Source organism: Bradyrhizobium embrapense (genome assembly GCF_001189235.2).
GTDB lineage: Bacteria > Pseudomonadota > Alphaproteobacteria > Rhizobiales > Xanthobacteraceae > Bradyrhizobium > Bradyrhizobium embrapense.
Genome location: NZ_LFIP02000012.1, coordinates 93,360 through 117,959, shown reverse-complemented (window position 1 = coordinate 117,959; position 24,600 = coordinate 93,360). Strand labels below are relative to the sequence as shown.

Here is a 24,600-nt window from a genome sequence, read left to right as displayed (position 1 = left end):
TTGGAGCCGCTCAGGTCCGCTTCAGCAAGAAGAGCTGCGTGACATAAGGAAATACCACCTCGTCGGCATCACCGAGGCCAGCCTCACGCAGGATGGCGTCGGTCCTGTCGCGAATGGCCGCCTTCTCCGCATCGGGAAGATTGGCGACATAACTCGTCGACACGACGCGCTCATAGACGCCTTGCCGTGGCATCCGATGCGGATGGTCCCGCACGATTTCCTTCTCGAGCACGAAGCGGAGATCCTGCAGGATCCAGCGCCACCGCCCCGAGCGCTGCCGAGGCGTGTCTCCCGCGTATTTCTCGATCATGACCGACAATGCGTCGACCCACGGCGCGCGGTCATCCCTGTTGTTCCAGACCAGCGCCAGCGTTCCGCCGGGATGCAGCAGTCGTGCGATCTCGGCGACCGACGGCTCGTTGTCGAACCAGTGGAACGCCTGCGCGCAGGTCACGAGATCGACGCTGCCGGTCTCGAGGCCGATCGCATCGGCGCGGGTGTTGATGACCTCGATCCCGGCTTCGTTCGCGAGTTTAGCCGACATCTCGGCGACGGGCTCGATCGCGATCAGGCGAGCCGTCTCTGACAAATGCGGCAGCAGCAGGCGCGTGAACTTGCCGGTTCCGGCTCCGAGATCGACGACGCAACGCGCGGCCTGGAGCGGCAGCGCGGCGACGATCTCCGCCGGATAGCTCGGCCGGCCCGCCTCATAGGCGGCGACCGCGACACGATAGTTCCTGGCCGTCGGGTTCAGTGTCATGGTTGGTTCTCCTGCGAGCCGGGCATCTGCGATCTCTATAGAGCAGCGCAGGCGCAGAACTGAAAGAGCACGCCGAGTCAAGATTCGCTGAAGCCCGTCACCTTTGTGTCAGTGCCAGGCGACCTGGTGTGCCCCCTATTAAGCAAAGTGCGCGCAGTTTGAATGACCTTGCTGCGCCAGGAATCGATCTCGCAACTTTGCATGCTTGTGTTGCCTCAATGGCGCAGTTCCCGGTTGCAAGTTGCGGTTGATTGAACCACAGTTCTCGAAAGCGGACGCGGTCTGTTGCGCTTGCGCGGGACAAGCCCGGTGCCTCTTCCGCACTGGTGAAGTCATGCAGCGATCCGGCGCCGTCTTTGTCACGGGTATCGTCTACGCCTTGATCGGCCTCGTGCTCGCGGGCGGCGGCATCTGGCTCGCGGCGCTCGGTGGATCCATCTCTTACATTGTCATCGGCATCGGCATTCTCGCCACGGCTGCGCTGTTGCTGGCGCGGCGCCGTTCCGCGCTGTGGCTGTTTGCGATCGTGCTGGTCGGCACGCTCGCATGGGCAGTCTACGAGGTGCGCTTCGACTGGTGGCCGCTTGCGGCGCGCGGCGACATCATCTTCCCGATGGCGCTGTGGCTGCTGACGCCGGTGATGGTTCGCGGCCTCTCGCGCAACGAGCCGGCATCATATGCGCGTGCCACGGCACCGCTCTGGGTCGGCGTGGTGGCGGCGGCAGCCGTGCTCGTGGCCGGGCTGCTGTCGAGCTATCACGATATCAACGGCACGATCGCCGAAGCCGGACCTGCCGTGCCGCAGAGCGAGGCCGATCCGCAACCCGATGGCGATTGGCGCGCCTATGGCCGCACGCAATTCGGACAGCGCTATTCGCCGCTGAAGCAGATCACATCGGACAATGTCGGCAACCTCAAGGTCGCCTGGACCTTCCGGACCGGCGACGTGAAGACACCGGAGGATTCCGGCGAGACCACCTTCGAGGTCACCCCGATCAAGGTGCGCGACACGCTCTATCTCTGCTCGCAGCACCAGGTGCTGTTCGCGCTCGACGCCAGGACCGGCACCGAGCGCTGGCGATACGACCCCAAGCTGGTGCACAACAAGACGTTCCAGCACATGACCTGCCGCGGGGTCTCCTATCACGAGACCGCGACCGCCGCCGTCGACTCGAGCAACAATCCGGCCCCCGCCGAATGTCCGCGCCGGATCTTCCTGCCGGTCAATGACGGCCGCATGATCGCGCTCGATGCCGACAGCGGCAAGCTCTGTGACGGCTTTGCCGATCACGGCGTCCTTGACCTGCAGCAGGGCATGGGAATCAAGACCGCCGGGTTCTTCGAGCCGACCTCGCCGCCGGTCGTCAGCGACAGGATCCTGGTCGTTGCCGCCGCGGTGATCGACAATTACGCCGTCGACGTGCCGTCGGGCGTGATCCGTGGCTTCGATGTCTACACCGGCAAACTGGTCTGGGCCTGGGACTCCGCCGCGGCCGACGAGAACGCGCTGCCGTCGCCGACGCGGCACTACACCAACGGCTCGCCGAATTCCTGGATCACGGCCTCGTTCGATCCGAAACTCAACCTGGTCTACATCCCGACCGGCAACAACGGACCCGACATCTGGGGCGGCAATCGCGACGCGCTGGTCGAGCGCTATTCCAGCTCGATCGTCGCGCTTGATGTCGACACCGGCAAGCGCATCTGGTCGTACCAGACCGTGCATCACGATCTCTGGGACATGGACGTTCCCTCGCAACCGAGCCTGGTCGATGTGATGACGGCCAAGGGCGTCGTTCCCGCGATCATCCAGCCGACCAAGGTGGGCAACATCTTCGTGCTCGACCGCAGGACCGGCGCATTGATCGTGCCGGCGCCGGAACGTCCGGTGCCGCAGGGCCCCGCGCCCGGCGACCGCTCCGCACCGACCCAGCCGTTTTCCGAGCTGACGTTCCGGCCGGAGGCCAGGCTGACCGGCGCCGACATGTGGGGCGGCACGATCTTCGACCAGCTGCTGTGCCGGATCATGTTCCACCGGTTGCGCTATGAAGGCACGTTCACGCCGCCGTCGTTGCAGGGCACGCTGGTCTTCCCCGGTAATCTCGGCATGTTCGAATGGGGCGGCATCGCGATCGATCCTGTCAGGCAGATCGCGATCGCCAATCCGATGTCGCTGCCGTTCGCGTCACGACTGATTCCGCGCGGCCCGCAAAATCCTCCGGCGCCGACCGCCGAGAAGCCGGTCGGCAGCGAGGTCGGGGTGCAGCCGATGTACGGCACGCCGTTCGGCGTGGATATTTCGAGCTTCCTCTCGCCATTCTCCGTGCCGTGCTACCGGCCGCCATGGGGGTCGATGGCCGCGATCGATCTGAAGACGATGAAGATCGTCTGGCAGCACCCCAACGGCACGATCAGGGACACCACGCCGCTGCCGCTTCCGTTCAAGTTGGGCGTGCCGATGCTGGGCGGGCCGATCACCACCGCCGGCGGCGTCGCGTTCTACACCGGCACCTACGAGTACACGATCCGCGCCTACGACGTGCGCGACGGCAGGGTGCTGTGGGAAGATCGCCTGCCCGCCGGCGCGCAATCGACGCCGATGACCTACGAGGCCGGCGGCAAGCAATACATCGTCACCGCGGCCGGCGGCCACGGCTCGTTCGGCACCAAGCGCGGCGACTACGTCATCGCCTACGCGTTGAAGGATTGAAACCGATCCGGGATGCGACAAGTGTCACGACCAGGACGCGGCAAGCGCCGCATCCGGATATGACGCAGTGGTGATGGGACGTCGCGCTCCAAATGAGTTCCGCGGCGTTCGGAAGGGTTGGCAAACCCAGCCAAAGCCGCTAAAGGTCCGCCCCCTTTCACAGACAATCCGAGCATGACATGACGAGCGCCCCGCCCGCCGTCTCGATTGGCGTCGATTTTGGCACCAGCAACACCGTGGTCGCGCTGTCCGATGCTGACGGACGCGTCGAGGCTGTTCGATTCGACCATGGCGGCCGCACGCATAGCGTCTATGTCTCCGCGTTGTGCTTCTGGGAGGACCGGCCGGGCGCCGGGTTGCATCCGCGCGCCGAGGGCGGCCCGTGGGCGATCGAGCAGTTCCTCGAGGGACGCACGATCCATCGCTTCATCCAGTCGTTCAAGACGTTTGCGGCAAGCTCGGCGTTCAACACCACCCAGATCTTCCGGCAGCGCTACAAGTTCGAGGATCTGCTGGCGGCGTTCCTGCGCACGCTGACGCGCCATGCCGGCGAGAGCTTCGACCTGGGTGCGCCGACCATCATGGTCGGCCGCCCGGTGAAGTTTGCCGGCGGCAATCCCAATGACGAGCTCGCGATGCAGCGCTACCGGGCCGCATTCGAGCGGCTCGGCGCCGGCCACGCGCGCTATGTCTACGAGCCGGTCGGCGCCGCGTTCTCCTTTGCGCGCAGCCTCGATCACGATGCAACCGTGCTGGTCGCCGATTTCGGCGGCGGCACCAGCGACTTCTCCGTGATGCGCTTCTCGCGCAAGGGCGGCGTGCTGCGTGCCGAGCCGCTCGGACATGCCGGCATCGGCATCGCCGGCGACACCTTCGACTACCGCATCGTCGACCACATCGTCTCGCCACGGCTCGGCAAGGGCACCAACTACCGCTCATTCGACAAGGTGCTGCCGATTCCCAATCACTATTATTCGAGCCTCGCGCGCTGGCATCAGCTCGCGATGATGCGAGGCAATGGCGATCTGCGCGAATTGCAGCAGCTGGCGCGCACCGCGCTCGATCCGGCGCCGCTGCACGACTTCATCACCATCGTCGACCACGATCTCGGCTTTGCGCTGTACCGCGCCGTCTCCGACACCAAGGTCGCGCTGTCGAGCCGCGACCGGGTCGAGTTCCGCTTTGCCCGTGAGGGCATCGATATCGGCGCTACGGTGACCCGCGACGATTTCGAATCCTGGATCGCCGACGACATCGAGCGGCTGGGCGCGACGGTCGATGAGGCGCTGGCGAAATCCGGCATCACCGCGCGCGACGTCGAGAAGGTGTTTTTGACCGGCGGCACCTCGTTCGTGCCGGCGGTGCAGCGCCTGTTCGCGGAACGCTTCGGCGAAGCGCGACTGACCTCGGCGGATCAGTTCGAATCGATCGCCTATGGTCTCGCTCTGATCGGCCACACGCCCGATCCCGACCGCTGGACCTTCGCCGAAGCAGCGTGACGACAAGCCTCGCGCCTTGATCCCGGCGCAATAGGCGACTACATCACTGCAATCATCATTCGAGCGGATGCCGACGACCATGGATTTCACCCTGACCGCAATGCCCATCAGCCTTGCCCTCGGGGATATCCATGCCAGCATCGATCACGCTCTCCCATCTGACCCTGTCCGCGCCTGACGGCCGGGTTCTCCTCTCCAACATCGATCTCAGTTTCGGCCCCGAGCGCACTGGTCTTGTCGGCAGGAACGGCGTCGGCAAGACGACGCTGCTCGGCCTGATCGCAGGCGCGCGCGCACCGCAATCCGGCACGATCTCGGTTCAGGGACGCGTCGCGATGCTGCATCAGACGGTTCAGGTGCAGCCGGACGAATGCGTCGTCGATCTGTTCGGCGCGCGCGCCGCACTCGCCACGTTGCGCCGTGCCGAACAGGGCGTTGCGAGTACTGAAGAGCTTGCGGATATCGACTGGACGCTCGACACGCGCATCGCGTCGGCGCTCGCGCGTGTCGGACTGAGCGATGTGCTCGAAGCCCCGCTGGCGAGACTGTCCGGCGGACAGGCCACGAGGGCGCGCCTCGCCGCGCTGAGCTTCGCGCAGCCCGACTTCCTGCTGCTGGATGAACCCACCAACAATCTCGACCGCGCCGGACGGAAGGCGGTGATCGACCTGCTCGCCGATTGGCGGCATGGCGCCATCGTCGTCAGCCACGACCGCGCGCTGCTCGAGACCATGGGCGCGATCGTCGAGCTGACCTCGCTGGACGCCCGCCGCTATGGCGGCAATTGGAGCCGGTACCGGGCGCGCAAGGCCGTCGAGCTGTCGGCCGCACGGCACGATCTGGCCGATGCCGAGAAGCGCGTCGCAGATATCGACCGCAAGGCGAGGGAAACGTCCGAACGGCAGGCGCGCCGGGACGGCGCCGGCGCCAGGAAGAGTGCCAAGGGCGACCTGCCGCGCATCGCCGCCGGGCTGCGCAAGGATCGCAGCGAGGACAGCGGCGGCGAGAACGCCCGCCTCGCCGAGCGGCGGCGGACGCAGGCGCTCGAACTGGCCACCGCGGCGCGCCAGCGCATCGAGGTGCTGCAACCGTTCTCGGTGCAGTTGCCGTCGACCAATCTGCCGGCGGGCCGGATGGTGCTGCGGTTCGAAGCCGCCGATGCCGGCTACAGCGCCGACGCGCCGATCCTGCGCGATCTCACCTTCTCCATGTCGGGACCGGAGCGTGTCGCGGTCACCGGCCCCAACGGCGCCGGCAAGACGACGTTGCTCAAGCTCGTCAGCGGCGAGCTGTCCGCGTCGCGCGGCAGCGTCGAGGTGATGACCCGCTTTGCGATGTTCGATCAGGCGGTCAGCCTGCTCGATGCGTCAGCCTCCATCCTGGACAATTTCCGGCGCATCAACCCGGATGCGAGCGAGAACGCCTGTCGCGCCGCACTGGCGCGTTTCATGTTTCGTGCCGATGCGGCCTTGCAGAGCGTCGCGAGCTTGAGCGGCGGCCAGCTGCTCCGCGCCGGCCTCGCCTGCGTGCTGGGCGGCGTGAGCCCGCCGCCGCTCCTGATCCTGGATGAGCCGACCAATCACCTCGACATCGAATCGATGGAAGCGGTCGAGGCCGGACTGCGCGCCTATGACGGCGCGCTGCTGGTGGTGAGCCACGACGAGACCTTCCTCGAAGCCATCGCGATCACCCGCAGGTTCGAGCTCGCTTCGTCGAGATGATGCGGAGAGGTCAATCAACCAAGCCTGGTCGGGAAATGAACAGCCGAGCACGCGTCGCCTTGGGGTAGGTCGTAAAGGCGCGGTGCCCGGCTGTCAGGCCGCGCGGCGGTGCGGCCATTCCGCCAACCTCGCTCGTCCCCCGAGCAGGGCCGTCGGAGCTGAATCTCGATCTCGCCTGTTGCTAAATCCGCGCCGTCGAGTGGAGTGCGTTGCGCCAAAGGGCAAATGCGACAAAGCTTGCCAGCAGCAAGAAGCCGCCGCCGACCGCGATCAAAAAATACGCGAACGTCATGTTGGAACATCCCCAATGAGGAGCATCGTGCGGCGCGATATGCGCCGCAACCTGGCAATCACATGCACTTCAAAATGGATTTGCCCCGCCGGCCGCCGCCGGACAGCCCGAAAGGTGGCTGGCACTGCGCTCTGCCCACCCTTCGATTCCAGAGAGGTCGTCAGGCCACTCGGCTGTTGCCTCTCATCGTGCGGTTCGTCACGCCGCTCAACTGTCACGAGGATAGTCGATAAAATTTTACCGACAATCGAAAGAGAAAATTAAGGTTACCGGCGCGCGGCCGAGCGTCGGCAAATGCCGATCGGGCCTTGCGGCCGCCGCTCCCGCCAAAATATCGAAAACAACCCCATGCACAGTAGCCGGCAGGCGCCGTCCCAGCCCGAGCGGCGGTTGATCGCTGCTCAATTTGCCTGACGTGACGAATGACCTGACGAGCATTTGGAGCGACCTATGGAAGACGGTCGATTCCGTTAACGGCCTTCTCTCGTCGGGCGTCGGCCTTCCCGCCGAACTCGTCGTCACGTTACGAAAGTTTCAAGCCATTGATCATCGGCAGTTTGCCGGAAACCACAACGGCCAGTTGGTTCAGGCAATCTCATACTGGAAGGCCTATCGTCTGGCCCTCTGGAATAATGCCGATGCCTCTGGCCCAGAGCTGGTCGAAGACCAGGACGCGTCCGCAGCTGAATCGGTTGCATGACGCATTGCGCATCCCCGGGGAGCTTACTTCCTTTCCGCTCCGGGGCGCGACAAGTCAGGCGAGTGTCGCGAGCAAATAACCCCTGACAGCCGGTGCGAGGCCCCCTAACCTCGGTGACCGGCTTCGACCAAAATCCCGTATACAACCACAGTGTGTACCCGTAAGCTCACGAACTTTCAGAGGTACTTCGGGGCAGATGTCGGCTTTTGCCCATCGTGGGGGAATATGAAGCTCGTTCAATTTCGTGTGCAGAATTACCGAAATATCTTAGATTCAGGTCCAATCAACGTCGGGAAAGTAACGGCTTTTGTCGGTCAGAACGAAGCCGGAAAAAGCAATTTGTTTGAAGCCCTCTACTGTATCAACCCGATTACGCCCGACTCATACAAGCCCGATGAGGATTGGCCTGTTGACCAATGGCAGGGGCGCGCAGAGGCAAATGGCACGGAGGTATGCTCGGCCGAATTCGCTTTGAGTGCAGCCGAGATTCGGGAACTATTCACGTATGCAGCACCGCCGGCACCTACGCCGCCTGCCGATACCCCAGAAGGGTCTTCCAAGCCGCCTGCTTCAGCCCCAGTTCCTCTACCCAAGGAAGCGATTCTGCTGGCCCGTCGTGGATATGGGGGCGAAACCCGTTTCAAGATGCGCGCCGATGGCGCCCAAAGCCTGGACGCCACCAAGCTCACGGAATGGATGACGAAGAGGCTTCCTAAATTTGTGCTTGTCCGCGAGTACGATATGTCCGGCGAACAGGTCGAACTCGATCAGTTGCGCCAAAGGCTGGCAAACGCTGGCGGCAAGCGTCAATCCCTCTCGAACGAAGATCAAACGATCCTGATCATTCTCGATCTCGCAGCGATCGTTTTGGAGGACTTTTACACGAAGGGCCAGACGCCGGAGGGGCGCACCGTTCGTCAATTCGATAAGCGTTCGGCATCGGCTTATCTGACAAAGCAGTTTAACAGACTGTGGACACAGAAGGACGTGCGCTTCGACATCGACGTTGACGGCAACACGCTGAACATCTTTGCGGAAGACAAAGAGATCGGCATGCCCGTGCGCCTTAAGCGGCGGTCAACCGGATTCCGTTGGTACGTCTCATTCGCGTGGAAGTTCACTCACGCCACGAAAGGGGAATTCAAGGACTGCATCCTGTTGCTGGAAGAGCCCGGGATCCATTTGCACTACAGTGGCCAAAAGGATCTTCTGGATACGTTCGAGCGTCTCTCTGCAGACAACACCATTCTCTACACCACACACCTCGCATCAATGGTTGACCTCGCGAATCCTGAGCGGGTACGGATCGTCGAGAGCCGGGATCACCATCTTGGCATAACTCAGGGCGTCGTTAGCTCGTCGCGTGGGCCTATGGCCGTCATTGAGCGCTCGCTCGGCTTAACGGGCGATCTGAGCGGCATGTTAGGTAACCGGCAGGTCCTCATTGTCGAGGGTGGGACCGATGCATTGATCTTGCAGAAGCTGTCCGGGCTCCTGTCCAAGGACGGGAAGGGACTATCCGACCGTGTGTTCCTGTGGCCCGCGCAGACCGCATCCAAAACACCGATGTATGCGGCCTTCTCAATCGGGCAGAAGTGGGACGCTGCGGTACTCCTTGACACCGATCCAGAAGGCAATGCCGCTAAGGAAAAGATCAAGACTCAGTATCTTGATAAGCTCGCGCAAGACCAGCAAAATCGCTTTCGCGTTCTCATGCTCGGAAGTGCCGCAGGCATCAAAAAGACCGACGCGGGGATCGAGGACATATTTCCCGACGCGTTCTATCTTGAGTGCGTCAATGCCGCCTACGGCATCGCAATTAAAATCGGCGATCTTCCGCAAGACGGATCGGACATGATCACCAAGCGCGTCGAACAGGTCCTAACGAGCCGACATGCCTACAAGGCCCTAGATAAAGACCGGGTGTTTGCACAAATGCTCCTGAGGTTTGATCAATGGGAAAAAGTAGAGGATTTGCCGGTGGACACCGCCGAGCGCGCAGCACAGCTATTCGCCGCGATTAATCGAACATTCGCTGGCGACTAGCGTGACGGCGACCCCCATAGACGGTCAATGACTGATCGTAAGAATCAACACTTTGTCCCGCGGTGCGCACTAAAGCCATTCTCGCTGAGCGGTGAGGGGCGCGCAATCAACACTCATTTGATCGAAACACAGAGAGCGATTTCTAACGCCAGCCTGAAGAATCAATGCGCAAGGGATTACTTCTATGGTGCTGACCTGGAGGTCGAGACAGCCCTTGGTGACCTCGAAGGACAATATGCGCGCATCGTAAAGCTCTTGAGCGCTGGAAATGACTTGAGCGCTGACGACCAGGAATGGCTCAGGCTGTTCGTGCTAGTCCAAAATCGCCGAACCGAGGGGGCGATTGCTGACCTTGGTGCGATGCAAGAGCGATTAAAGTCCGAAATCTTCAAGCACCACGAAGATCAAAAGCCGCCCCCGCTCACCCATCACGAGCTCGTTGCGATGTCGATGAGCGCTGGGCTTGGGTCACACGACCTCGCCCGCGACCTAAAATTCATCGTGCTTCGCAACCAGACTAACGATGATTTCATTACATCAGATGATCCGGCGATATTCACGAACAAGTTTCACTTCGAGAAGAAATTGCACGGGGGATTTGGGGTGATTAGTTCGGGAGCAATTTATGCTTTGCCGCTAACACCAAAGCTTGTCGCGTTGTTCTTCGATATCGGCGTCTATACGATATCCATTCCACGCGGCACAAAATTTGTCGATGTTACCCTCGCCGCTGACGTCGCGGCGATCAACCACCTTCAGTGCATCAGCGCCAATAAGAACCTCTATTTTTCTGATTGGGAGAAACGATCAACGATTTTAGAAGCAGCAAATCTTGCTAAGTTGGTCCGGTCTCAGGTCAAGCATGAGGTGGAAACTATGGTGCGTGCGTCGGGAGTGACCGGCGAGGCGTTTCGTAAGGGCTCGGCTGACGAAGAAAAACAGGCCGAGAGTGCTTTGGTGCGAGCTAGCTTTTTATCTCGACAACCTTCAACGTGGCCGAGCTTTCTGAAGTATCGTCCCAAGCCGACAACGTTCAGCAACGGTACGACGATCGGGCACGTACGGAAAGAGGAATGGTTAAGGGGCGAGCATCGACAAACGGGTCGTGCCAGGACCGCATTTCGACCAGCGGCGGCGACGGCTCCTTCGCCGCCGCCTGCGGGATGATCGACGCGCGTCGTTAGCGCTCTATGACCTTCCGCGTGTCTTTAGCCGGGATTTGGGAGCGCACTTGGCGACGCAGATGATATGTCGGAGGGTTGCGATTCGCGGTCGGTCAAGCGAGGAGTCTACCTTCTCCCATAATTTAATCTGCGGACGAGCCATTGCTGCGCGCAATCGTCCCCACTACGTCTTACCCCGACAAAGAGCTGGCCGAAGCGTGTAGGGGGCACCGGTAGGCGGTAAACGTCCAAAAATCCCCAACCCGCTGGCTCAACGCGCGATGTCGGCTAAGTTAGGACCCCGCGCAGAGATTGGAGGGCACCATGTTGGTGTTTCTCACTCTCGAAGCCAGCCAACCGAGCGGAAAGACGTTCCGTCTTGGCCTCGGGTGCAATTTGCATCTGGCTTCGATGATCGCCTTACTGTCTAAGTTGTTCTGAACGGGCGGGACGCTCCGGCAACGGGGCGTCCTTTCCTCTTTTTAAACGTTCTGTGATCGCACGAGATCCCGGTACTCGTCGAACCCCGCGTCTGAAAGAGGGGTGCGGTCGGTGCGTGCGAGATATTTCGCGACCCGATCCGTTGTTACCTCAGCGGCGCCGCTGGTCAGGTCGCAGTTAAATGCGGTTATCGCCGCTTGCGGTGGCGCCAGCTTGCTAGGATTGGGAATAAACCCGGCCGCAACACACGTTGCCCGGATGTCCTCGTAAGCCTCCTTAAGCACCGCCTCGTCGTCATGAGAGCCGATAAAGTCATCAAGGTACACCGAGATGCACACGCCTTTTGCTGTGGCGCGGTCGATTGCTTCGGCAACTTCCGACTTGATCAACGCCAGGCTCGCGAGGAGCGGCGATTGGACGAAGCCGATAGGCAGCGCGTGTTTTGGTCCCGGTAGCGGATTGCGAACGCATGACCACATCGCAAACGTGTTAGCGCCGGGGTATCCCCACTGGCGCAGTGCGCGCGTTACCCGCATTCTCGCGATCGAGTAGTAGAAATTCTGGATGTCGATTTTGAAGAAGAGCTGATTGTTTAAATGCGCGTGAAGGGCCCCGACGTGGCCGCCCTTCTTAAAATGGTACATGTAGTCAGGAAACACGAGGCGCCGCTTGAAGTAGGCCAGCATGCGCCGACCGCGTCGCTCGCACTTGTCATTGGGAACGAAGAACCACTTGCCTCGCGAGCGATACTTGAACTCGTAATTTACGATCATGGCAGTTGGCGACCTTACCCACAATTTCGATCAGAAGATTGACGACGGTCAGGACCGGTATCAACCATTCCGCGATCTTGCGGGTAAGGGTCGCCATACGTGCAAAAAATTTGCTCATATGGCATCTCCATAGTTCACCGCCAGCTACCCGCGACCCAATAACTTGGAGTCGTCAACCGAGAAGCACTTGATACGCCGCGCTACGCACGTCGCGTCAATTGTCCGAACCGTACGCTTCGCAGCGACTACGTTACGAAACGCCCGATGTCGCCAGGTCATCGCCAGCGGAAAGCACAACGTAGAGATGCAGCTCAATTATTTCAATAGCTGTTGAGTTAAGGGCGCGCGGTCGAAGTTTCCGGCAGGCCAAGACCGGGATGCGGCTTGTTGGCGCGTCTCGTTTGGCCGAGCACTCGGCCCGAGCTCCAAACGTTATAGCTAAGGGCCGCAGTCCAGACTGCAACGTGTGCTAATCCGGGGGGCGTCCTCAGATTTCTTGAAAAACTGTAGTAATTTCAATTGGATATGGCGGAGAGGGAGGGATTCGAACCCCCGATAGGCTTGCACCTATGCCGCATTTCGAGTGCGGTGCATTCAACCACTCTGCCACCTCTCCGATGGCCCGGGTGATTTGCGCCACCCGCGGTCGGGGCGTGTTCTAGGCGAGGATGGCGAGCCAGACAAGGCGCTGCAATAATATTTCCGGCGCCGGTGCCGAGCGCCATCGGAGCACCGGGATGAGCTGAGAAAGTGCGCGGAAACAATGCGCTAGCGGGACGGTTCTGGTCCGGTCGGCGCACGGGCGAAGCAAATAAGCGGGAGCGGCTGATGGAGCATGTGACGATTCGAGCCAATGGCGCGGCGTTCCACGTCGCGCGGACCGGGAGCGGTCCTCAGCTGCTGCTGTTGCACGGCTGGCCGGAATTCTGGCTGACCTGGAAGCCTGTGATGGCGCGCCTCGCCGACCGCTACACCCTGATCGCGCCCGACCTGCGCGGCTTCGGCGACAGCGACAAGCCGCAAGGCCCGTTCGGCCCCGACCAGCATACCGACGACATGCTGGCGCTGCTGGACGCGCTCGGGATCGAGAAAGCCGGCGTGGTCGGCCACGACGTCGGCGGCGCCGTGATGCAGCCGCTCGCGCGCAGGGCGCCCGACCGCATCGCCGGGCTATTGTTCTTCGATTTCGTCTATCCCGGCATCGGGGCACGGATGGCCGCGCCCGACCGGCTGAACCACATCTGGTACCAGTCGTTCCACCAGATGGAGATGGCGCCCGCGCTGGTCGGCGCCAACAGAGAGACCTGCCGCCTTTATATCGGCCATTTCCTGCACAACTGGGCGCATCGCAAGGCTGCGTTCGACGACGTGATCGAGGACTTCGCCGACAACTTCTACAAGCCCGGCAACCTCGCCGGCGGCTTTGCGCATTATCGCGCGTCGCATGCCGGGCGCGTGAAGATGATGCAGGGCGAGGCGCCTTCGCTGCCGCCGATCACCGTGCCGACCTGCATCCGCTGGGCCGAGCACGATCCGCTGTTTCCCTATGCCTGGACCGACCGGCTGGGCGAGACCTTCTCGAACCTGGACCTGAAGATGTTTCCCGATGTCGGGCACTTCCCGCATCGCGAGGATCCTGACCGCGCTGCCAGCGAGATCGCCGGCTTCTTCGGGCGGATCAATTGGAGGTAGAAAATGGTGGGACCGCCAGGACGCGACAAAAACTGGCGGTCCCGTGCCGCTTCTTAGTATTGCTGGCCGGGAAGTGCGGCTTCGCCGGTCGGCGGGAGCGACACGGTCCACGGTAGCGGCGGGCGCCGAAACGGCAACGCGAAGCCGATCTTAACCTAACCGATCAACCTTACCGCGCGATCGCCGAGGCGCGGGGCTCAGGCATCGGCCTTCTTGGCTTTTTTGGCTTTCTTCTCGTCCTTTTCGCCCTCGCTGTCCTTGTCCTTCTTCTCGTCCTTGCCGTTGTCTTTCTTGCGGTTGGTGTAGCGGGCATTGCCGAGCCCGGTTCCGATCGTCAGTACGCCCCAGCGCGCGACATCCTGCATGAACGGGACCTCGGCCAGCCCCTGCACCACGCCGTCATTGTGCATCACGATCGCGGTGTCATGATCGCCGATCTGCGGGATCGCCTCGACCAGGCTTGCCGGCAAATTGAATTTGCTGCTCTCCCAATTGCCGGGCAGATTCTGCGCGCCCTTTTCGATCGAGCCATCCTCTTTGATGACGCCGGGACAGGCTATGCCGATGAACGGCGCGAGCTTGAGATTTTCCTTTTCGGCTTCGGCGATCAGGTCCTTCAGCATCTTCACCAGCCGCTTCACCGCGCCTTCGCGCGTCGGCTCGTCATCGGCATGGCGCCACAGCCCGGATTTCCAGACCATCGCCTTCGAGAGATCGGGCGCCTTCTTCCAGCGCGTCTCGACCACGCCGCAGCGGATATTGGTGCCGCCGATATCGACCGCGAGCACGCCGTCATGGGCCTCGAAGATCCACGACGGCGCCAGATTCAGCGTGCCGATCAGCCCGGCATCATCAGGGTGAAAGCGGATCGGCACCAGGTCGACCTTGAAATCCTCCGACTTCAGGATGATGTCGGTCCGCGCGATGGCGAGCTCACCGAGCCTGGAGTCGCGGAAGCCGCCGCCGACCACGATGCGCTCGGTCTTCGCCCAGGCCTTGGTGTTGAGGAAGCGCCGCGTCACATAGGCCAGCTCCTGGGCAAACTCCTCGATCGCGCTGTGCACCACCGCAGAGGCCTCGGTGTCGTCGCCGACCAGCATCTCATCGAGCTTCTTCTTGCTGATCTTGTCCGACGGCTCATCGCCGAACGGATCCTCGCCGGATTTGCGCAGAGGCTTGCGCCAGCGGTCGAAGATCTTGCGGAACGCGCCCTTGGAGGCGCGATCGCCGAGAAAACCCTCGTCGTCTTTCAGCTCGACGTTGAAGCTGTCGATGTCGACGGAGGGCAGCCGCGCGGCACCGTGGTGCGCGATGCCCGTGGTCAGTCCGGTGTCTTCAGCCATTTAGCTCTTTGCCTGCCCGCTTGAGGTTCCCGGCATTAACGATGGGGAACTCAAAAGGTTGCTTCCCGCGCGGCGCTTCCGGCCGCGCGGGACGCAATTTCGCAGGTCTCAGGCGACCTTCACCCCGTAGCGCGCCGCAGGCGCACTGCGCGAGAGGTTCGGCATCAGCTTCTGGCGGGCCGCCTCATAGGCCTGCCAATCCGCAGCCTCCGGCAGCGACGGCACAGTGAACACCTCGCCCTGGTCGAAACCGGCGAGCGCGGCATCGACCATGTCCTCGGCCTTCATCACGATCTCGCCGGGCAGATGCGCGACCGGCGTGCCGGCGATGTCCCAGAACTCGGTGGCGGTAGCACCGGGCAGCACGGCCTGGACCCGGATGTTCTTGTCCTTCAGCTCATGCTGCAGCGAGTGGGTCAGCGCCAGCACGAAGGCCTTGCTGCCGCCGTAGACGCCGTTGAGCAGCTCCGGCTGGACGCCGACGACCGAGGCGATGTTGATGATGGTGCCGCCGCCGCGCGCGACAAATCCCGGCACCGCTGCATAGGTCAGGCGCATCAGCGCGTCGACATTGAGCGCGATCATATCGCTCATCTTGTCGACATCGGATGCGAGCAGCGGCGCGGTCGCCCCGACGCCAGCATTGTTCACCAGCAGGCTGATGCCGGCATTGTCGCGCAGAATGGATTCGATCCGCGATACATCGGCGCGCTTGCTGAGGTCGGCGGCAACGATCTCGATCGATCGGCCTGTCTCCCTCACAAGACGCTTGGCGAGCCCATCGAGGCGCTCGCGGTTACGTGCGACGAGGATCAGATCGTAGCCACGCCGTGCGAGTCGGTCCGCATAAATGGCACCGATTCCGGACGACGCACCGGTAACGAGCGCCGTCCCCTTGGCTGACTTGGTCATGTTGGTCTCCTGTTTGACCTGAACGGCCGGACTTGGCCGTTGCTCAGGTTCTACAGGCCCCCTTGCATGTCTCAAATGTCATATATACACCTTTTTAGGACATGGATTGTCGTCGGAGAGTTCCATGAAGGAAATCGGCTTCGTCATCTTCCCGGACTTCCAGGTGATGGGCTTCACCGCCATCACCGCCTTCGAGGTCGCCAATTTGATCGCAGGCACGCCGTTCTATGAGGTCACGCTGCTGTCCGAGCACGGTGGCCCGGTGCGGTCCTCAGCCGGCTTCAATGTCGAAACGCAAGCCTTCGGCGATCGCAGCTTCGACACGCTGTTCATCGGCGCCGGCCACGAGCTACATCCGGCATCTCCGAAGCTGATCGACTACATGCGACGCGCCATGACGACATCGCAGCGGATCGCCGCACCCTGCATCGGCGCCTTCTCGCTGGCTGAAGCCGGCCTGCTCGACGGCCGCCGCGTCTCGACGCATTGGCAATTCGCCCCCGAATTGCAGGCCCGATTCCCCGGGCTCAAGGTCGAGCAGGACCGCATCTACATCGTCGACGGGCCGATCTGGACCTCGGCCGGCATGACCGCGACGATCGATCTGGCGCTGGCGATGGTCGAGCATGATCTCGGCGTCGAGATTGCCCGCTCGGTGGCCCGCAAGCTCGTGGTCTATCACCGCCGCACCGGCGGCCAGTCGCAGTTTTCCGCGCTGCTCGAGCTCGACCCGAAATCCGACCGCATCCAGAACGCGCTCCGCTACGCCAAGGCGCATCTGCGCAACGAGCTTTCGGTCGAGGAATTGGCTGAGGTCGCACGGCTCAGCCCGCGCCAGTTCAGCCGCGCGTTCCGTTCAGAGACCGGCCAGTCACCGGCCAAGGCGATCGAGCAGCTCCGGGTCGAGGCCGCGCGCGAACTGATCGGCGACGGCCGCCATTCGATGGACGAAATTGCCGGTGAGACCGGCTTTGCCGATCGGGAACGGATGCGGCGGGCGTTCCTGCGGGTGCTGGGCCAGCCGCCCCAGACCATCCGCCGGCATGCGCGGGCCGCGGCCAGGACCGCCGCTTGAGGGGCAATGCAGGCCAAAATCATGCCAAACCCTTCATTTTTGGCCGGTTTTCGCCCTGCTTTGCCTTGACTCTGGGTCGATTGCGGTTATAAGTCCGCCCATCCGGCGCGGGGATTTCTCGCGCCGATCGTTTTTGTGCGATCCAATTTGGGAATTCATTCCCTTCGCGCGAAACACATAACCCATAGCGACTGAACAAAAAGCCGACCCGGGCGATCCGTCCGAGGCCGGAACCGAACACGAAGGAATCAAACGATGTTCGCAGTCATCAAAACCGGCGGCCGGCAGTACCGTGTCGTTCCGAATGATGTACTCGAGATTGGCAAGATCGCCGGCGATGTCGGCACGATCGTGCAGCTAGGCGAAGTTCTGGTGCTCGGCGGTGACACGCCGGTGCTGGGAACGCCCACCGTGGCAGGCGCCACCGTTGCGGCGGAGGTGCTGCAGCACAAGCGCGGCGCCAAGGTGATCGCGTTCAAGAAGCGTCGCCGCAAGAATTCACGCCGCAAGCGCGGCTATCGCGACGAGCTCACGGTGCTTCGCATCACCGAGATCCTCGCCGATAACGCCAAGCCGACCATCGGCCCGCGGCCGAAGAAGGAAAAGGTCGCAGCGCCCGCCGAGGATGGCGAGGACGCAGCACCGAAGGCGGCCAAGAAGAAGGCGCCCGCAAAGGCGCCGGCCGCAAAGAAGGCTCCGGCGAAGAAGGCCGCGGCCAAGGCTTGAGAAGAAGTGATCGTCGCGCTTTCAGATGTGAAGCGTGACAAAACGTGAAATGATTCCGTCAAGGAATTGATCTACAGATCAAAGCGAAGTCGGAGACGAGCCATGGCTCACAAAAAAGCAGGCGGTTCATCGCGCAACGGACGTGATTCCAAGGGCAAGCGCCTTGGCATCAAGGCGTTCGGTGGCGAGCGCGTGATCCCCGGAAACATCATCGCGCGTCAGCGCGGCACCACCTGGCATCCTGGCCTTAATGTCGGCATGGGCACCGATCATACTCTCTTCGCCAAGGTCGAGGGTCATGTCGAGTTCCGTGCCAAAGCCAATGGCCGCACGTTCATCTCGGTTATTCCGATGGCAGAGGCGGCCGAGTAGACGGTGGACACACATGAGTCCGCCGGGTCCTGTTGAACCGGCGGAGTCGCAAAGGGCTCCAAGGGGAGGCGGGATGACCGGCCTCCCCTTTTTGTTGCGCGCGATCCGGTTCGACCGCGCGTGACGTTCCAAGCGTTGCGTATCGATTTTTCGCATCACAGGAGCTCGACATGTTGCAGGACATCCCGACGCCGACCTTGCGCGAGGCAAGAGCTTGCGTCCTCGAGACCGAACGGCTGACCTTGCGCAAGCCGACGCTCGCGGACGTAAAAGCCATCGCACGCCTCGCCAATGACCGCCGCATCGCGGAGAACACCCGGCGCCTGCCGCATCCCTATACCCAGGACGACGCCATCGACTTCGTGCGCACGCTCGGCGCCGGCGGACGCGAGACCGTTTTCCTGATCGAGAACAATCACACGCCGATCGGCATGGTCGGCATTGACTGGCGCAAGCCTGACGGCATCGACTGGCGCGAGGAGACCGCGGCCGCCGAACTTGGCTACTGGCTCGGCGTCGATTATTGGGGCCAGGGCTACGGCACCGAGGCCGCGCGCGCCGTGATCGACTATTTCTTCGAGGAATTCGATCTCGACCAGCTGATCGCAGGCGCCCGCGTCGTCAACCCGTCGTCGCGCAACATCCTCGAGAAGTGCGGCTTCCAGTGGAGCGGCGTCGAACTGCACCGCTTCGAGGCGCTGGGCTCATCGAGCCCGGTAGATGCCTTCCGGCTGTCGCGCGGCGTCTGGGCGTCGCTGAAGAGCTGGAATAGTTCGAAGCGGCGGGAGAGCTAGCACCCGTCATTGCGAGGAGCTCGCGACAAAATTGCAAAGCAATTTTGCGCTGAAGCGACGAAGCAATCCATATCGCCAATTGCGGCACCATGGATTGCTTCGCTTCGCTCGCAATGACGGAATCTGTCGAACAACCCTACGCCGGCGGGTTCAGCGCGGAGTCCCCGCGCCCGAGTTGCTGCTCGCGCACGAAGATGTAGAGGCCGGCCGCGATGATGATGGCGGCGCCGACGATGGTGGCCCAGGACGGCACGTCGCCGAACACCACGAAGCCGAAGATCACCGCCCAGACGATCATCGAATACTGGTAGGGCACCACCACACTCGCCGGCGCGAGCTTCAGCGAGCGGTTCACGCACAGCAGCGCTGCGACCGAGATGATGCCGGCGGTGAAGAACAGCACGAGGCTGCCGGCTGACGGCGTCACCCAGCCGATCGGCGAGAGCACGAGGCCAAGGATGAACGTGCCGACGAATTGCGACGTCGCCAACACGATATCGGGCGTCGCGCGCAGCGAGCGCGTGATCAGCATCAGCACCGCAAACGACAGGCTGCCGCCGAGCGCGATCATCGCCGGCCAGCTGATGGTCTGCGCCGATGGCCTGAGCGCGATCAGCACCCCGCAAAAGCCGACCAGGATCGCGGTCCAGCGCCGCCAGCCGATGTGCTCGCCGAGCACGAGGCCCGACATCGCGGTGACGAAGATCGGTCCGGCCAGGTAATAGGTGATGACGTCGGCGAGCGGCAGATAGACGGTCGCCAGGAAGAACGCCGCGACCTCCAGCGTCGACAGCGTGACGCGCAGCAATTGCAGCCACGGCCGCTCCAGATGCAGGAAATCCGCGCGCCGCTTCCACACGATCGGCAGCAGCACCAGCAGCGCCGCGCAGGCGCGCAGCCACAGCAATTGTCCGACCGAATAGGTGGCGACGAGGAATTTGCCCATCGCATCGCCGAACGAGAACATGAAGATCGACAGCAGCATCAACCCGATGCCGGCAAGCCGCGCCGATCGATCGTCGTAGGAGGACAGTTTTGCGAACAGGCTCATGGAGGAATTCCGGGGGGTCGTCCGGTTTAAGAGCCGTGGGTGCCCGGGACAAGCCCGCCCATGACGAATTGAACGAAGACCAATTGAACGGATTGCCGCACCTGCATCGCTGCGATACCGGTAGCTGATCCCGGCAACAAAAAGAGCAGGAAACGCCGCATGAGCGAATTCGACCCCACCCAGCATCGCATGGTCCCCGCGCAGCGCTGGTTCGAGGATTTCGTGCTCGGTGAGCGCTTCGTGATTCCGAGCCGGACCCAGACCTCGGCGGTGTTCGCGGCGTTCCAGACCGCCAGCGGCGACACCCATCCGATCCATTACGACGTCGAATATTGCCGGGCGCGCGGCATGCCGGATCTGCTCGCGCACGGCTTCCAGACCCTGGTGCACACCGCGCCCGGCGCCGGGCTGTTTCCCTATGTCGTCGAGGAGTCGCTGGTCGGCTTCCTGGAACAGGCGAGCAAGTTCCTGAAACCGGTCTATGCCGGCGATACCATCTACCCCGCGCTGGAGGTGATCGAGCTCGAGCCGGGCAGGACCACTGGCGTCGTGACACTGCGCTCGACCGTGCACAACCAGCGCCGCGAGCTGGTGCTGGAGGGGATGCAGAAATTCCTGGTCCGGCGGCGGCCGGCCTAGCCGGCAGGCCGCAAAAAGGCCCGAAAATTAAGGCTTTTCGCCGAAGTCGGGGCGCTGGCGGGTTGCCGCCAAGGCCGCCCTGGCTTAACTAGAGCGGACCGGTCCTGAACGGGTCAGAGCCGGTACGCTCCCGATTTTCATTTTGACGCGTTTTTGTCCGGCGAACCGGCGTCCGCTTCGCACGAAAGCGCTATAGTAGCGGATCATGAAATTCCTCGATGAAGCCAAGGTCTATATTCGCTCCGGCGACGGCGGCAATGGCTGCGTCGCGTTCCGGCGCGAGAAGTTCATCGAGTTCGGCGGTCCCTCCGGCGGCAATGGCGGCCGCGGCGGCGACGTCATCATCGAATCCGTCGACGGCCTGAACACGCTGATCGACTACCGCTACCAGCAGCACTTCAAGGCGCAAAAAGGCACCAATGGCATGGGCAAGGACCGCCATGGCGCCAACGGCAAGCCGATCGTGCTGAAGGTCCCTGTCGGCACCCAGGTGTTCGACGAGGACCGCGAGACGCTGCTGCACGACTTCACCGAACTCGGCGAGAAATTCGTGCTGGCTGAAGGCGGCAATGGCGGCTTCGGCAACGCGCATTTCAAATCCTCCACCAACCGCGCGCCGCGCAACGCCAATCCCGGCGCCCCGGGCGAGGAGCGCTGGATCTGGCTACGGCTGAAGCTGATCGCCGACGCCGGCCTGGTCGGCCTGCCCAACGCCGGCAAATCGACCTTCCTGTCGGTGGTCAGCGCGGCACGGCCGAAGATCGCCGACTATCCCTTCACCACGCTGCATCCGCAGCTCGGCGTCGTGAATTACGGCGGCCGCGAGTTCGTGCTCGCCGACATCCCCGGCTTGATCGAAGGCGCGCATGAGGGTGCCGGCCTCGGCGACCGTTTCCTGGGCCATGTCGAGCGCTGCCGTGTGCTGCTGCATCTGGTCGATGCGACCTGCGAGCATGCCGGCAAGGCCTACAAGACGGTGCGCACCGAACTCGAAGCCTATGAAGGCCAGCTCGCCGACAAGATCGAGATCGTCGCGCTCAACAAGATCGACGCGGTCACGGCTGACGAATTGAAGAAGCAGAAGGACCGCCTCAAGCGCGCGGCGAAGAAGACGCCGCTGCTGCTCTCCGGCGCGACCGGCGAAGGCGTGCAGGATGCGTTGCGCGCGCTGGTCGAGGTGATCGGCGAAGCGCCGGTGTCCAACAAGGCCAAGAGCCAGGCGGAGCCGTGGGCGACGCCGCTGCCGCAGGGTTGAGCGGCACATCGATCTCTTAAAGCCACATCGTGGCGCCTCTTTGCTTCTACCTTCCTGCCAGACCGAACCCATGAAACGCCCCGCGCTCAAGAACTTTCGCCGCATCGTCGTCAAGGTCGGCTCGTCGCTGTTGGTCGACTCGCAGGCCGGCGAGGTCCGTGCATCCTGGCTCGCGGCGCTCGTCGACGACGTCGCAAAACTCCACAAGCGGGGCTGCGAGGTCATGGTGGTGTCGTCGGGCTCGATCGCGCTCGGCCGCAGCCGCCTGAAGCTGCCGCGCGGGCCGCTGAAGCTCGAAGAGAGCCAGGCTGCCGCGGCAGTCGGCCAGATCGCGCTGGCGCGGATCTGGTCGGAGGTGCTCGGCCATCACGGCATTGGCGCCGGGCAGATCCTGGTGACGCTGCAGGATACCGAGGAGCGCCGCCGCTATCTCAACGCGCGCTCGACCATCGCCAAGCTGCTGGAATGGGGCGCGGTGCCCGTCATCAACGAGAACGACACGGTCGCCACGACAGAGATCCGCTACGGCGACAATGATCGCCTCGCCGCCCGCGTCGCCACCATGGCAAGCGCGGACCTGTTGATCCTGCTGTCCGATATCGACGGCCTCTACACCGCGCCGCCCGCGCTCGATCCCGATGCGAAGCTGATTCCTGTGGTCGAAAGCATCACCTCGGAGATCGAGGGCATGGCCGGCTCGGCCGGCTCCGAGCTGTCGCGCGGCGGAATGACCACCAAGATCGAGGCCGCGAAGATCGCGACCACCGCCGGCACCCACATGCTGATCGCCTCCGGCAAGATCGAGCATCCCTTGCAGGCGATCGCCGACGGCGGCCGCTGCACCTGGTTCCTGACTCCGGCCAATCCCGTCACCGCACGCAAGCGCTGGATCGCGGGCTCGCTCGAGCCGAAGGGCACGCTGACCATCGATGCCGGCGCGGTGGCGGCGCTGCGTGCCGGCAAGAGCCTGCTGCCGGCCGGCGTGATCCGGGTCGACGGCCAGTTCGCCCGTGGCGATGCCGTGGTGGTGCGCGGCCCCGACACCCATGAGATCGGCCGCGGCCTCGTCGCCTACGACGCCGAGAACGCCGAGAAGATCAAGGGCCGCTCCTCGCCGGACGTGATGGCCATTCTGGGCATCAGCGGCCGGTCGGAAATGATCCACCGCGACGACCTCGTGATCGGCCCGGCAGGCACGATCCCGCCGAAATAGGCGGTCGGGTCGGCCATTGGCCGAGCGGGCGGCCTGCCGCCCACCTGCCATGCCGGTTCCGCGCCTCGCCACCCCTCAATTGCCATGCTAGAACATGGCCTTAGTCCAAAGCTGGTAGTTTCATGAGCGCCCCCCTGAAGGCAATCGACGGCAACGCCGATCTCGCCGCCCTGATGACCGACCTGGCCGCCAAGGCCCGCGCCGCTGCGCGCGTGCTGGCGCTGGCGCCGCCGGAGCAGAAGAACCGAGCGCTCTCCGCGATCGAAGCCGCGATCCGCGCCAACGCTGCGGCCATTCTCGCCGCCAATGCCGAGGATGTCGCCGAGGCGCGGGCCGGCGGCATGAGCTCCGCTTTCGTCGACCGGCTGACACTGACGCCGGCGCGCGTCGACGGCATGGCCGATGGCGTTGCCACCGTGCGCGAGATCATCGATCCGGTCGGCGCCGTCACCGAAAGCTGGCAGCGTCCGAACGGAATGACCATTGAGCGCGTCCGCGTGCCGCTCGGCGTGATCGGCGTGATCTTCGAAAGCCGCCCCAACGTCGCTGCCGACGCCGGCGTGCTGTGCCTGAAGTCCGGCAACGCCGTGATCCTGCGCGGCGGCTCCGACAGCTTCCGCTCCTGCCGCGCGATCCATGACTGCCTGGTGCAGGGCCTGCGTGAAGCCGGCCTTCCTGAGGCTGCGATCACCCTGGTGCCGACCCGCGACCGCGCCGCCGTCGGCCTGATGCTGACGGGACTGAACGGCGGCATCGACGTGATCGTGCCGCGCGGCGGCAAGAGCCTGGTCGCACGCGTCGAGGCGGAAGCGCGCGTTCCGGTGTTCGCGCATCTCGAGGGCGTCAACCACATTTACGTCGATGCCAGCGCCAGACTCGATATGGCCAAGTCGGTGGTGCTGAACGCCAAGATGCGCCGTCCCGGCGTCTGCGGCGCCGTCGAAACCCTGCTGATCGATCGCAACGCTGCCGCGACCAAGCTGAAGCCGCTGGTCGAGATGTTGATCGAGGCCGGTTGCGAGGTGCGCGGCGACGACACCGTGCAAGGCGCCGATAGCAGGGTGAAACCTGCGTCCGACGAGGATTGGAACACCGAATATGAGGACGCGATCATCTCGGCGAAGATCGTCGACAGTCTCGATGATGCAATCGCGCATATTCAAAATCACGGCTCGCATCACACCGATGCGATCGTGACGGAGGATGCCGCTGCCGCGCAGAGATTCCTCAACGAAGTCGATTCGGCGATCGTGCTGCACAACGCGTCGACCCAGTTCGCCGACGGCGGCGAATTCGGCTTCGGCGCGGAGATCGGAATTGCCACCGGCAAATTCCACGCCCGCGGCCCGGTCGGCGCCGAGCAACTGACGAGCTTCAAGTACCGCGTCCACGGCACCGGGCAGACACGGCCGTGATCATTGTC

21 protein-coding genes and 1 tRNA gene are annotated in these 24,600 nt (G+C 63.1%); 15 read left to right on the top strand and 7 right to left on the bottom strand.

The window, feature by feature from the left end:
* Positions 1-10 precede the first annotated feature (10 nt).
* Positions 11-760, bottom strand: a complete 750-nt coding sequence (locus AKN83_RS34225; protein WP_050405472.1) for a class I SAM-dependent methyltransferase — start codon at positions 758-760, stop codon at positions 11-13.
* A gap of 334 nt (positions 761-1,094) precedes the next feature.
* On the opposite strand from AKN83_RS34225, the gene AKN83_RS34220 reads away from it, so the two are divergent.
* From AKN83_RS34220 to AKN83_RS34195, 6 genes are all read left to right on the top strand, one after another.
* Positions 1,095-3,470 carry a glucose/quinate/shikimate family membrane-bound PQQ-dependent dehydrogenase gene (locus AKN83_RS34220; protein WP_050405471.1) on the top strand — a complete coding sequence of 792 codons (2,376 nt, stop codon included), beginning with the start codon at positions 1,095-1,097 and terminating at the stop codon, positions 3,468-3,470.
* Between the two features lie 179 nt (positions 3,471-3,649).
* Positions 3,650-4,969 (top strand): Hsp70 family protein, encoded by a 1,320-nt coding sequence (locus tag AKN83_RS34215; protein WP_050405470.1) that lies wholly within the window; start codon positions 3,650-3,652, stop codon positions 4,967-4,969.
* A gap of 131 nt (positions 4,970-5,100) precedes the next feature.
* Positions 5,101-6,690 carry an ABC-F family ATP-binding cassette domain-containing protein gene (locus tag AKN83_RS34210; protein ID WP_050405469.1) on the top strand — a complete coding sequence of 530 codons (1,590 nt, stop codon included), beginning with the start codon at positions 5,101-5,103 and terminating at the stop codon, positions 6,688-6,690.
* Positions 6,691-7,397: 707 nt separating this feature from the next.
* On the top strand, positions 7,398-7,682 hold the full coding sequence (locus tag AKN83_RS34205; RefSeq protein WP_050405468.1) for a hypothetical protein: 285 nt from the start codon (positions 7,398-7,400) through the stop codon (positions 7,680-7,682).
* A gap of 225 nt (positions 7,683-7,907) precedes the next feature.
* Positions 7,908-9,728, top strand: coding sequence for an AAA family ATPase (locus AKN83_RS34200; protein ID WP_050405467.1), 1,821 nt, complete (start codon positions 7,908-7,910; stop codon positions 9,726-9,728).
* 27 nt (positions 9,729-9,755) lie between these two features.
* Complete coding sequence (locus AKN83_RS34195; protein WP_083992365.1) at positions 9,756-10,895, top strand: DUF4238 domain-containing protein; 1,140 nt, start codon at positions 9,756-9,758, stop codon at positions 10,893-10,895.
* 478 nt (positions 10,896-11,373) lie between these two features.
* Here AKN83_RS34195 and AKN83_RS34190 read toward each other — a convergent pair whose 3' ends face one another.
* The 3 genes from AKN83_RS34190 to AKN83_RS34185 all read right to left on the bottom strand — a co-directional run bounded on the left by AKN83_RS34190 (position 11,374) and on the right by AKN83_RS34185 (position 12,721).
* Positions 11,374-12,018, bottom strand: coding sequence for a reverse transcriptase domain-containing protein (locus AKN83_RS34190; protein ID WP_172803661.1), 645 nt, complete (start codon positions 12,016-12,018; stop codon positions 11,374-11,376).
* Positions 12,019-12,043: 25 nt separating this feature from the next.
* A complete protein-coding gene (locus AKN83_RS40775; RefSeq protein WP_172803660.1) occupies positions 12,044-12,223 on the bottom strand; it encodes a hypothetical protein in 180 nt (59 codons plus the stop codon).
* 408 nt (positions 12,224-12,631) lie between these two features.
* Positions 12,632-12,721, bottom strand: a tRNA-Ser gene (locus tag AKN83_RS34185).
* Positions 12,722-12,933: 212 nt separating this feature from the next.
* Here AKN83_RS34185 and AKN83_RS34180 point away from each other — a divergent pair.
* The gene (locus AKN83_RS34180) at positions 12,934-13,797 is read left to right on the top strand and encodes an alpha/beta fold hydrolase (RefSeq protein ID WP_050405464.1); all 864 of its coding nucleotides are present in this window, start codon (positions 12,934-12,936) and stop codon (positions 13,795-13,797) included.
* Between the two features lie 197 nt (positions 13,798-13,994).
* Here the strand turns inward: AKN83_RS34180 and AKN83_RS34175 are convergent, their stop codons facing one another.
* Positions 13,995-15,140 (bottom strand): ROK family protein, encoded by a 1,146-nt coding sequence (locus AKN83_RS34175; protein ID WP_050405463.1) that lies wholly within the window; start codon positions 15,138-15,140, stop codon positions 13,995-13,997.
* Positions 15,141-15,248: 108 nt separating this feature from the next.
* Positions 15,249-16,052 carry an SDR family NAD(P)-dependent oxidoreductase gene (locus AKN83_RS34170; RefSeq protein ID WP_050405462.1) on the bottom strand — a complete coding sequence of 268 codons (804 nt, stop codon included), beginning with the start codon at positions 16,050-16,052 and terminating at the stop codon, positions 15,249-15,251.
* 124 nt (positions 16,053-16,176) lie between these two features.
* Here AKN83_RS34170 and AKN83_RS34165 point away from each other — a divergent pair, with 124 nt between their 5' ends.
* The 4 genes from AKN83_RS34165 (at position 16,177) to AKN83_RS34150 (ending at position 19,019) form a co-directional block, all read left to right on the top strand.
* Positions 16,177-17,127 (top strand): GlxA family transcriptional regulator, encoded by a 951-nt coding sequence (locus AKN83_RS34165; RefSeq protein ID WP_050405461.1) that lies wholly within the window; start codon positions 16,177-16,179, stop codon positions 17,125-17,127.
* 255 nt (positions 17,128-17,382) lie between these two features.
* Positions 17,383-17,853 carry a 50S ribosomal protein L21 gene (gene rplU / locus AKN83_RS34160; RefSeq protein ID WP_050405460.1) on the top strand — a complete coding sequence of 157 codons (471 nt, stop codon included), beginning with the start codon at positions 17,383-17,385 and terminating at the stop codon, positions 17,851-17,853.
* Positions 17,854-17,955: 102 nt separating this feature from the next.
* On the top strand, positions 17,956-18,225 hold the full coding sequence (gene rpmA, locus AKN83_RS34155) for a 50S ribosomal protein L27 (protein ID WP_024583287.1): 270 nt from the start codon (positions 17,956-17,958) through the stop codon (positions 18,223-18,225).
* 170 nt (positions 18,226-18,395) lie between these two features.
* Positions 18,396-19,019, top strand: a complete 624-nt coding sequence (locus AKN83_RS34150; protein WP_050405459.1) for a GNAT family N-acetyltransferase — start codon at positions 18,396-18,398, stop codon at positions 19,017-19,019.
* 136 nt (positions 19,020-19,155) lie between these two features.
* On the opposite strand, the gene AKN83_RS34145 is transcribed toward AKN83_RS34150, so the two are convergent.
* Positions 19,156-20,070 carry a DMT family transporter gene (locus AKN83_RS34145; protein ID WP_050405458.1) on the bottom strand — a complete coding sequence of 305 codons (915 nt, stop codon included), beginning with the start codon at positions 20,068-20,070 and terminating at the stop codon, positions 19,156-19,158.
* A 159-nt stretch (positions 20,071-20,229) separates the two neighbouring features.
* Here AKN83_RS34145 and AKN83_RS34140 point away from each other — a divergent pair, with 159 nt between their 5' ends.
* From AKN83_RS34140 to AKN83_RS34125, 4 genes are all read left to right on the top strand, one after another.
* The gene (locus AKN83_RS34140; RefSeq protein ID WP_050405457.1) at positions 20,230-20,709 is read left to right on the top strand and encodes a MaoC family dehydratase; all 480 of its coding nucleotides are present in this window, start codon (positions 20,230-20,232) and stop codon (positions 20,707-20,709) included.
* 205 nt (positions 20,710-20,914) lie between these two features.
* Complete coding sequence (gene obgE / locus AKN83_RS34135; protein WP_050405456.1) at positions 20,915-21,964, top strand: GTPase ObgE; 1,050 nt, start codon at positions 20,915-20,917, stop codon at positions 21,962-21,964.
* A 70-nt stretch (positions 21,965-22,034) separates the two neighbouring features.
* Positions 22,035-23,177: a glutamate 5-kinase gene (gene proB, locus AKN83_RS34130; protein WP_050405455.1), complete on the top strand. Its 1,143-nt coding sequence runs from the start codon at positions 22,035-22,037 to the stop codon at positions 23,175-23,177.
* Between the two features lie 122 nt (positions 23,178-23,299).
* On the top strand, positions 23,300-24,592 hold the full coding sequence (locus AKN83_RS34125) for a glutamate-5-semialdehyde dehydrogenase (protein ID WP_063695659.1): 1,293 nt from the start codon (positions 23,300-23,302) through the stop codon (positions 24,590-24,592).
* The last annotated feature ends 8 nt before the right edge of the window (positions 24,593-24,600 follow it).

What these genes read in the sequence shown, in the direction of transcription:
- AKN83_RS34225 (WP_050405472.1), bottom strand. Translation starts at nt 760, where the DNA reads ATGACACTGAACCCGACGGCCAGGAACTATCGTGTCGCGGTCGCCGCC.
- AKN83_RS34220 (WP_050405471.1), top strand. Translation starts at nt 1,095, where the DNA reads ATGCAGCGATCCGGCGCCGTCTTTGTCACGGGTATCGTCTACGCCTTG.
- AKN83_RS34215 (WP_050405470.1), top strand. Translation starts at nt 3,650, where the DNA reads ATGACGAGCGCCCCGCCCGCCGTCTCGATTGGCGTCGATTTTGGCACC.
- AKN83_RS34210 (WP_050405469.1), top strand. Translation starts at nt 5,101, where the DNA reads ATGCCAGCATCGATCACGCTCTCCCATCTGACCCTGTCCGCGCCTGAC.
- AKN83_RS34200 (WP_050405467.1), top strand. Translation starts at nt 7,908, where the DNA reads ATGAAGCTCGTTCAATTTCGTGTGCAGAATTACCGAAATATCTTAGAT.
- AKN83_RS34195 (WP_083992365.1), top strand. Translation starts at nt 9,756, where the DNA reads ATGACTGATCGTAAGAATCAACACTTTGTCCCGCGGTGCGCACTAAAG.
- AKN83_RS34190 (WP_172803661.1), bottom strand. Translation starts at nt 12,018, where the DNA reads ATGCTGGCCTACTTCAAGCGGCGCCTCGTGTTTCCTGACTACATGTAC.
- AKN83_RS40775 (WP_172803660.1), bottom strand. Translation starts at nt 12,223, where the DNA reads ATGAGCAAATTTTTTGCACGTATGGCGACCCTTACCCGCAAGATCGCG.
- AKN83_RS34180 (WP_050405464.1), top strand. Translation starts at nt 12,934, where the DNA reads ATGGAGCATGTGACGATTCGAGCCAATGGCGCGGCGTTCCACGTCGCG.
- AKN83_RS34175 (WP_050405463.1), bottom strand. Translation starts at nt 15,140, where the DNA reads ATGGCTGAAGACACCGGACTGACCACGGGCATCGCGCACCACGGTGCC.
- AKN83_RS34170 (WP_050405462.1), bottom strand. Translation starts at nt 16,052, where the DNA reads ATGACCAAGTCAGCCAAGGGGACGGCGCTCGTTACCGGTGCGTCGTCC.
- AKN83_RS34165 (WP_050405461.1), top strand. Translation starts at nt 16,177, where the DNA reads ATGAAGGAAATCGGCTTCGTCATCTTCCCGGACTTCCAGGTGATGGGC.
- rplU (WP_050405460.1), top strand. Translation starts at nt 17,383, where the DNA reads ATGTTCGCAGTCATCAAAACCGGCGGCCGGCAGTACCGTGTCGTTCCG.
- rpmA (WP_024583287.1), top strand. Translation starts at nt 17,956, where the DNA reads ATGGCTCACAAAAAAGCAGGCGGTTCATCGCGCAACGGACGTGATTCC.
- AKN83_RS34150 (WP_050405459.1), top strand. Translation starts at nt 18,396, where the DNA reads ATGTTGCAGGACATCCCGACGCCGACCTTGCGCGAGGCAAGAGCTTGC.
- AKN83_RS34145 (WP_050405458.1), bottom strand. Translation starts at nt 20,070, where the DNA reads ATGAGCCTGTTCGCAAAACTGTCCTCCTACGACGATCGATCGGCGCGG.
- AKN83_RS34140 (WP_050405457.1), top strand. Translation starts at nt 20,230, where the DNA reads ATGAGCGAATTCGACCCCACCCAGCATCGCATGGTCCCCGCGCAGCGC.
- obgE (WP_050405456.1), top strand. Translation starts at nt 20,915, where the DNA reads ATGAAATTCCTCGATGAAGCCAAGGTCTATATTCGCTCCGGCGACGGC.
- proB (WP_050405455.1), top strand. Translation starts at nt 22,035, where the DNA reads ATGAAACGCCCCGCGCTCAAGAACTTTCGCCGCATCGTCGTCAAGGTC.
- AKN83_RS34125 (WP_063695659.1), top strand. Translation starts at nt 23,300, where the DNA reads ATGAGCGCCCCCCTGAAGGCAATCGACGGCAACGCCGATCTCGCCGCC.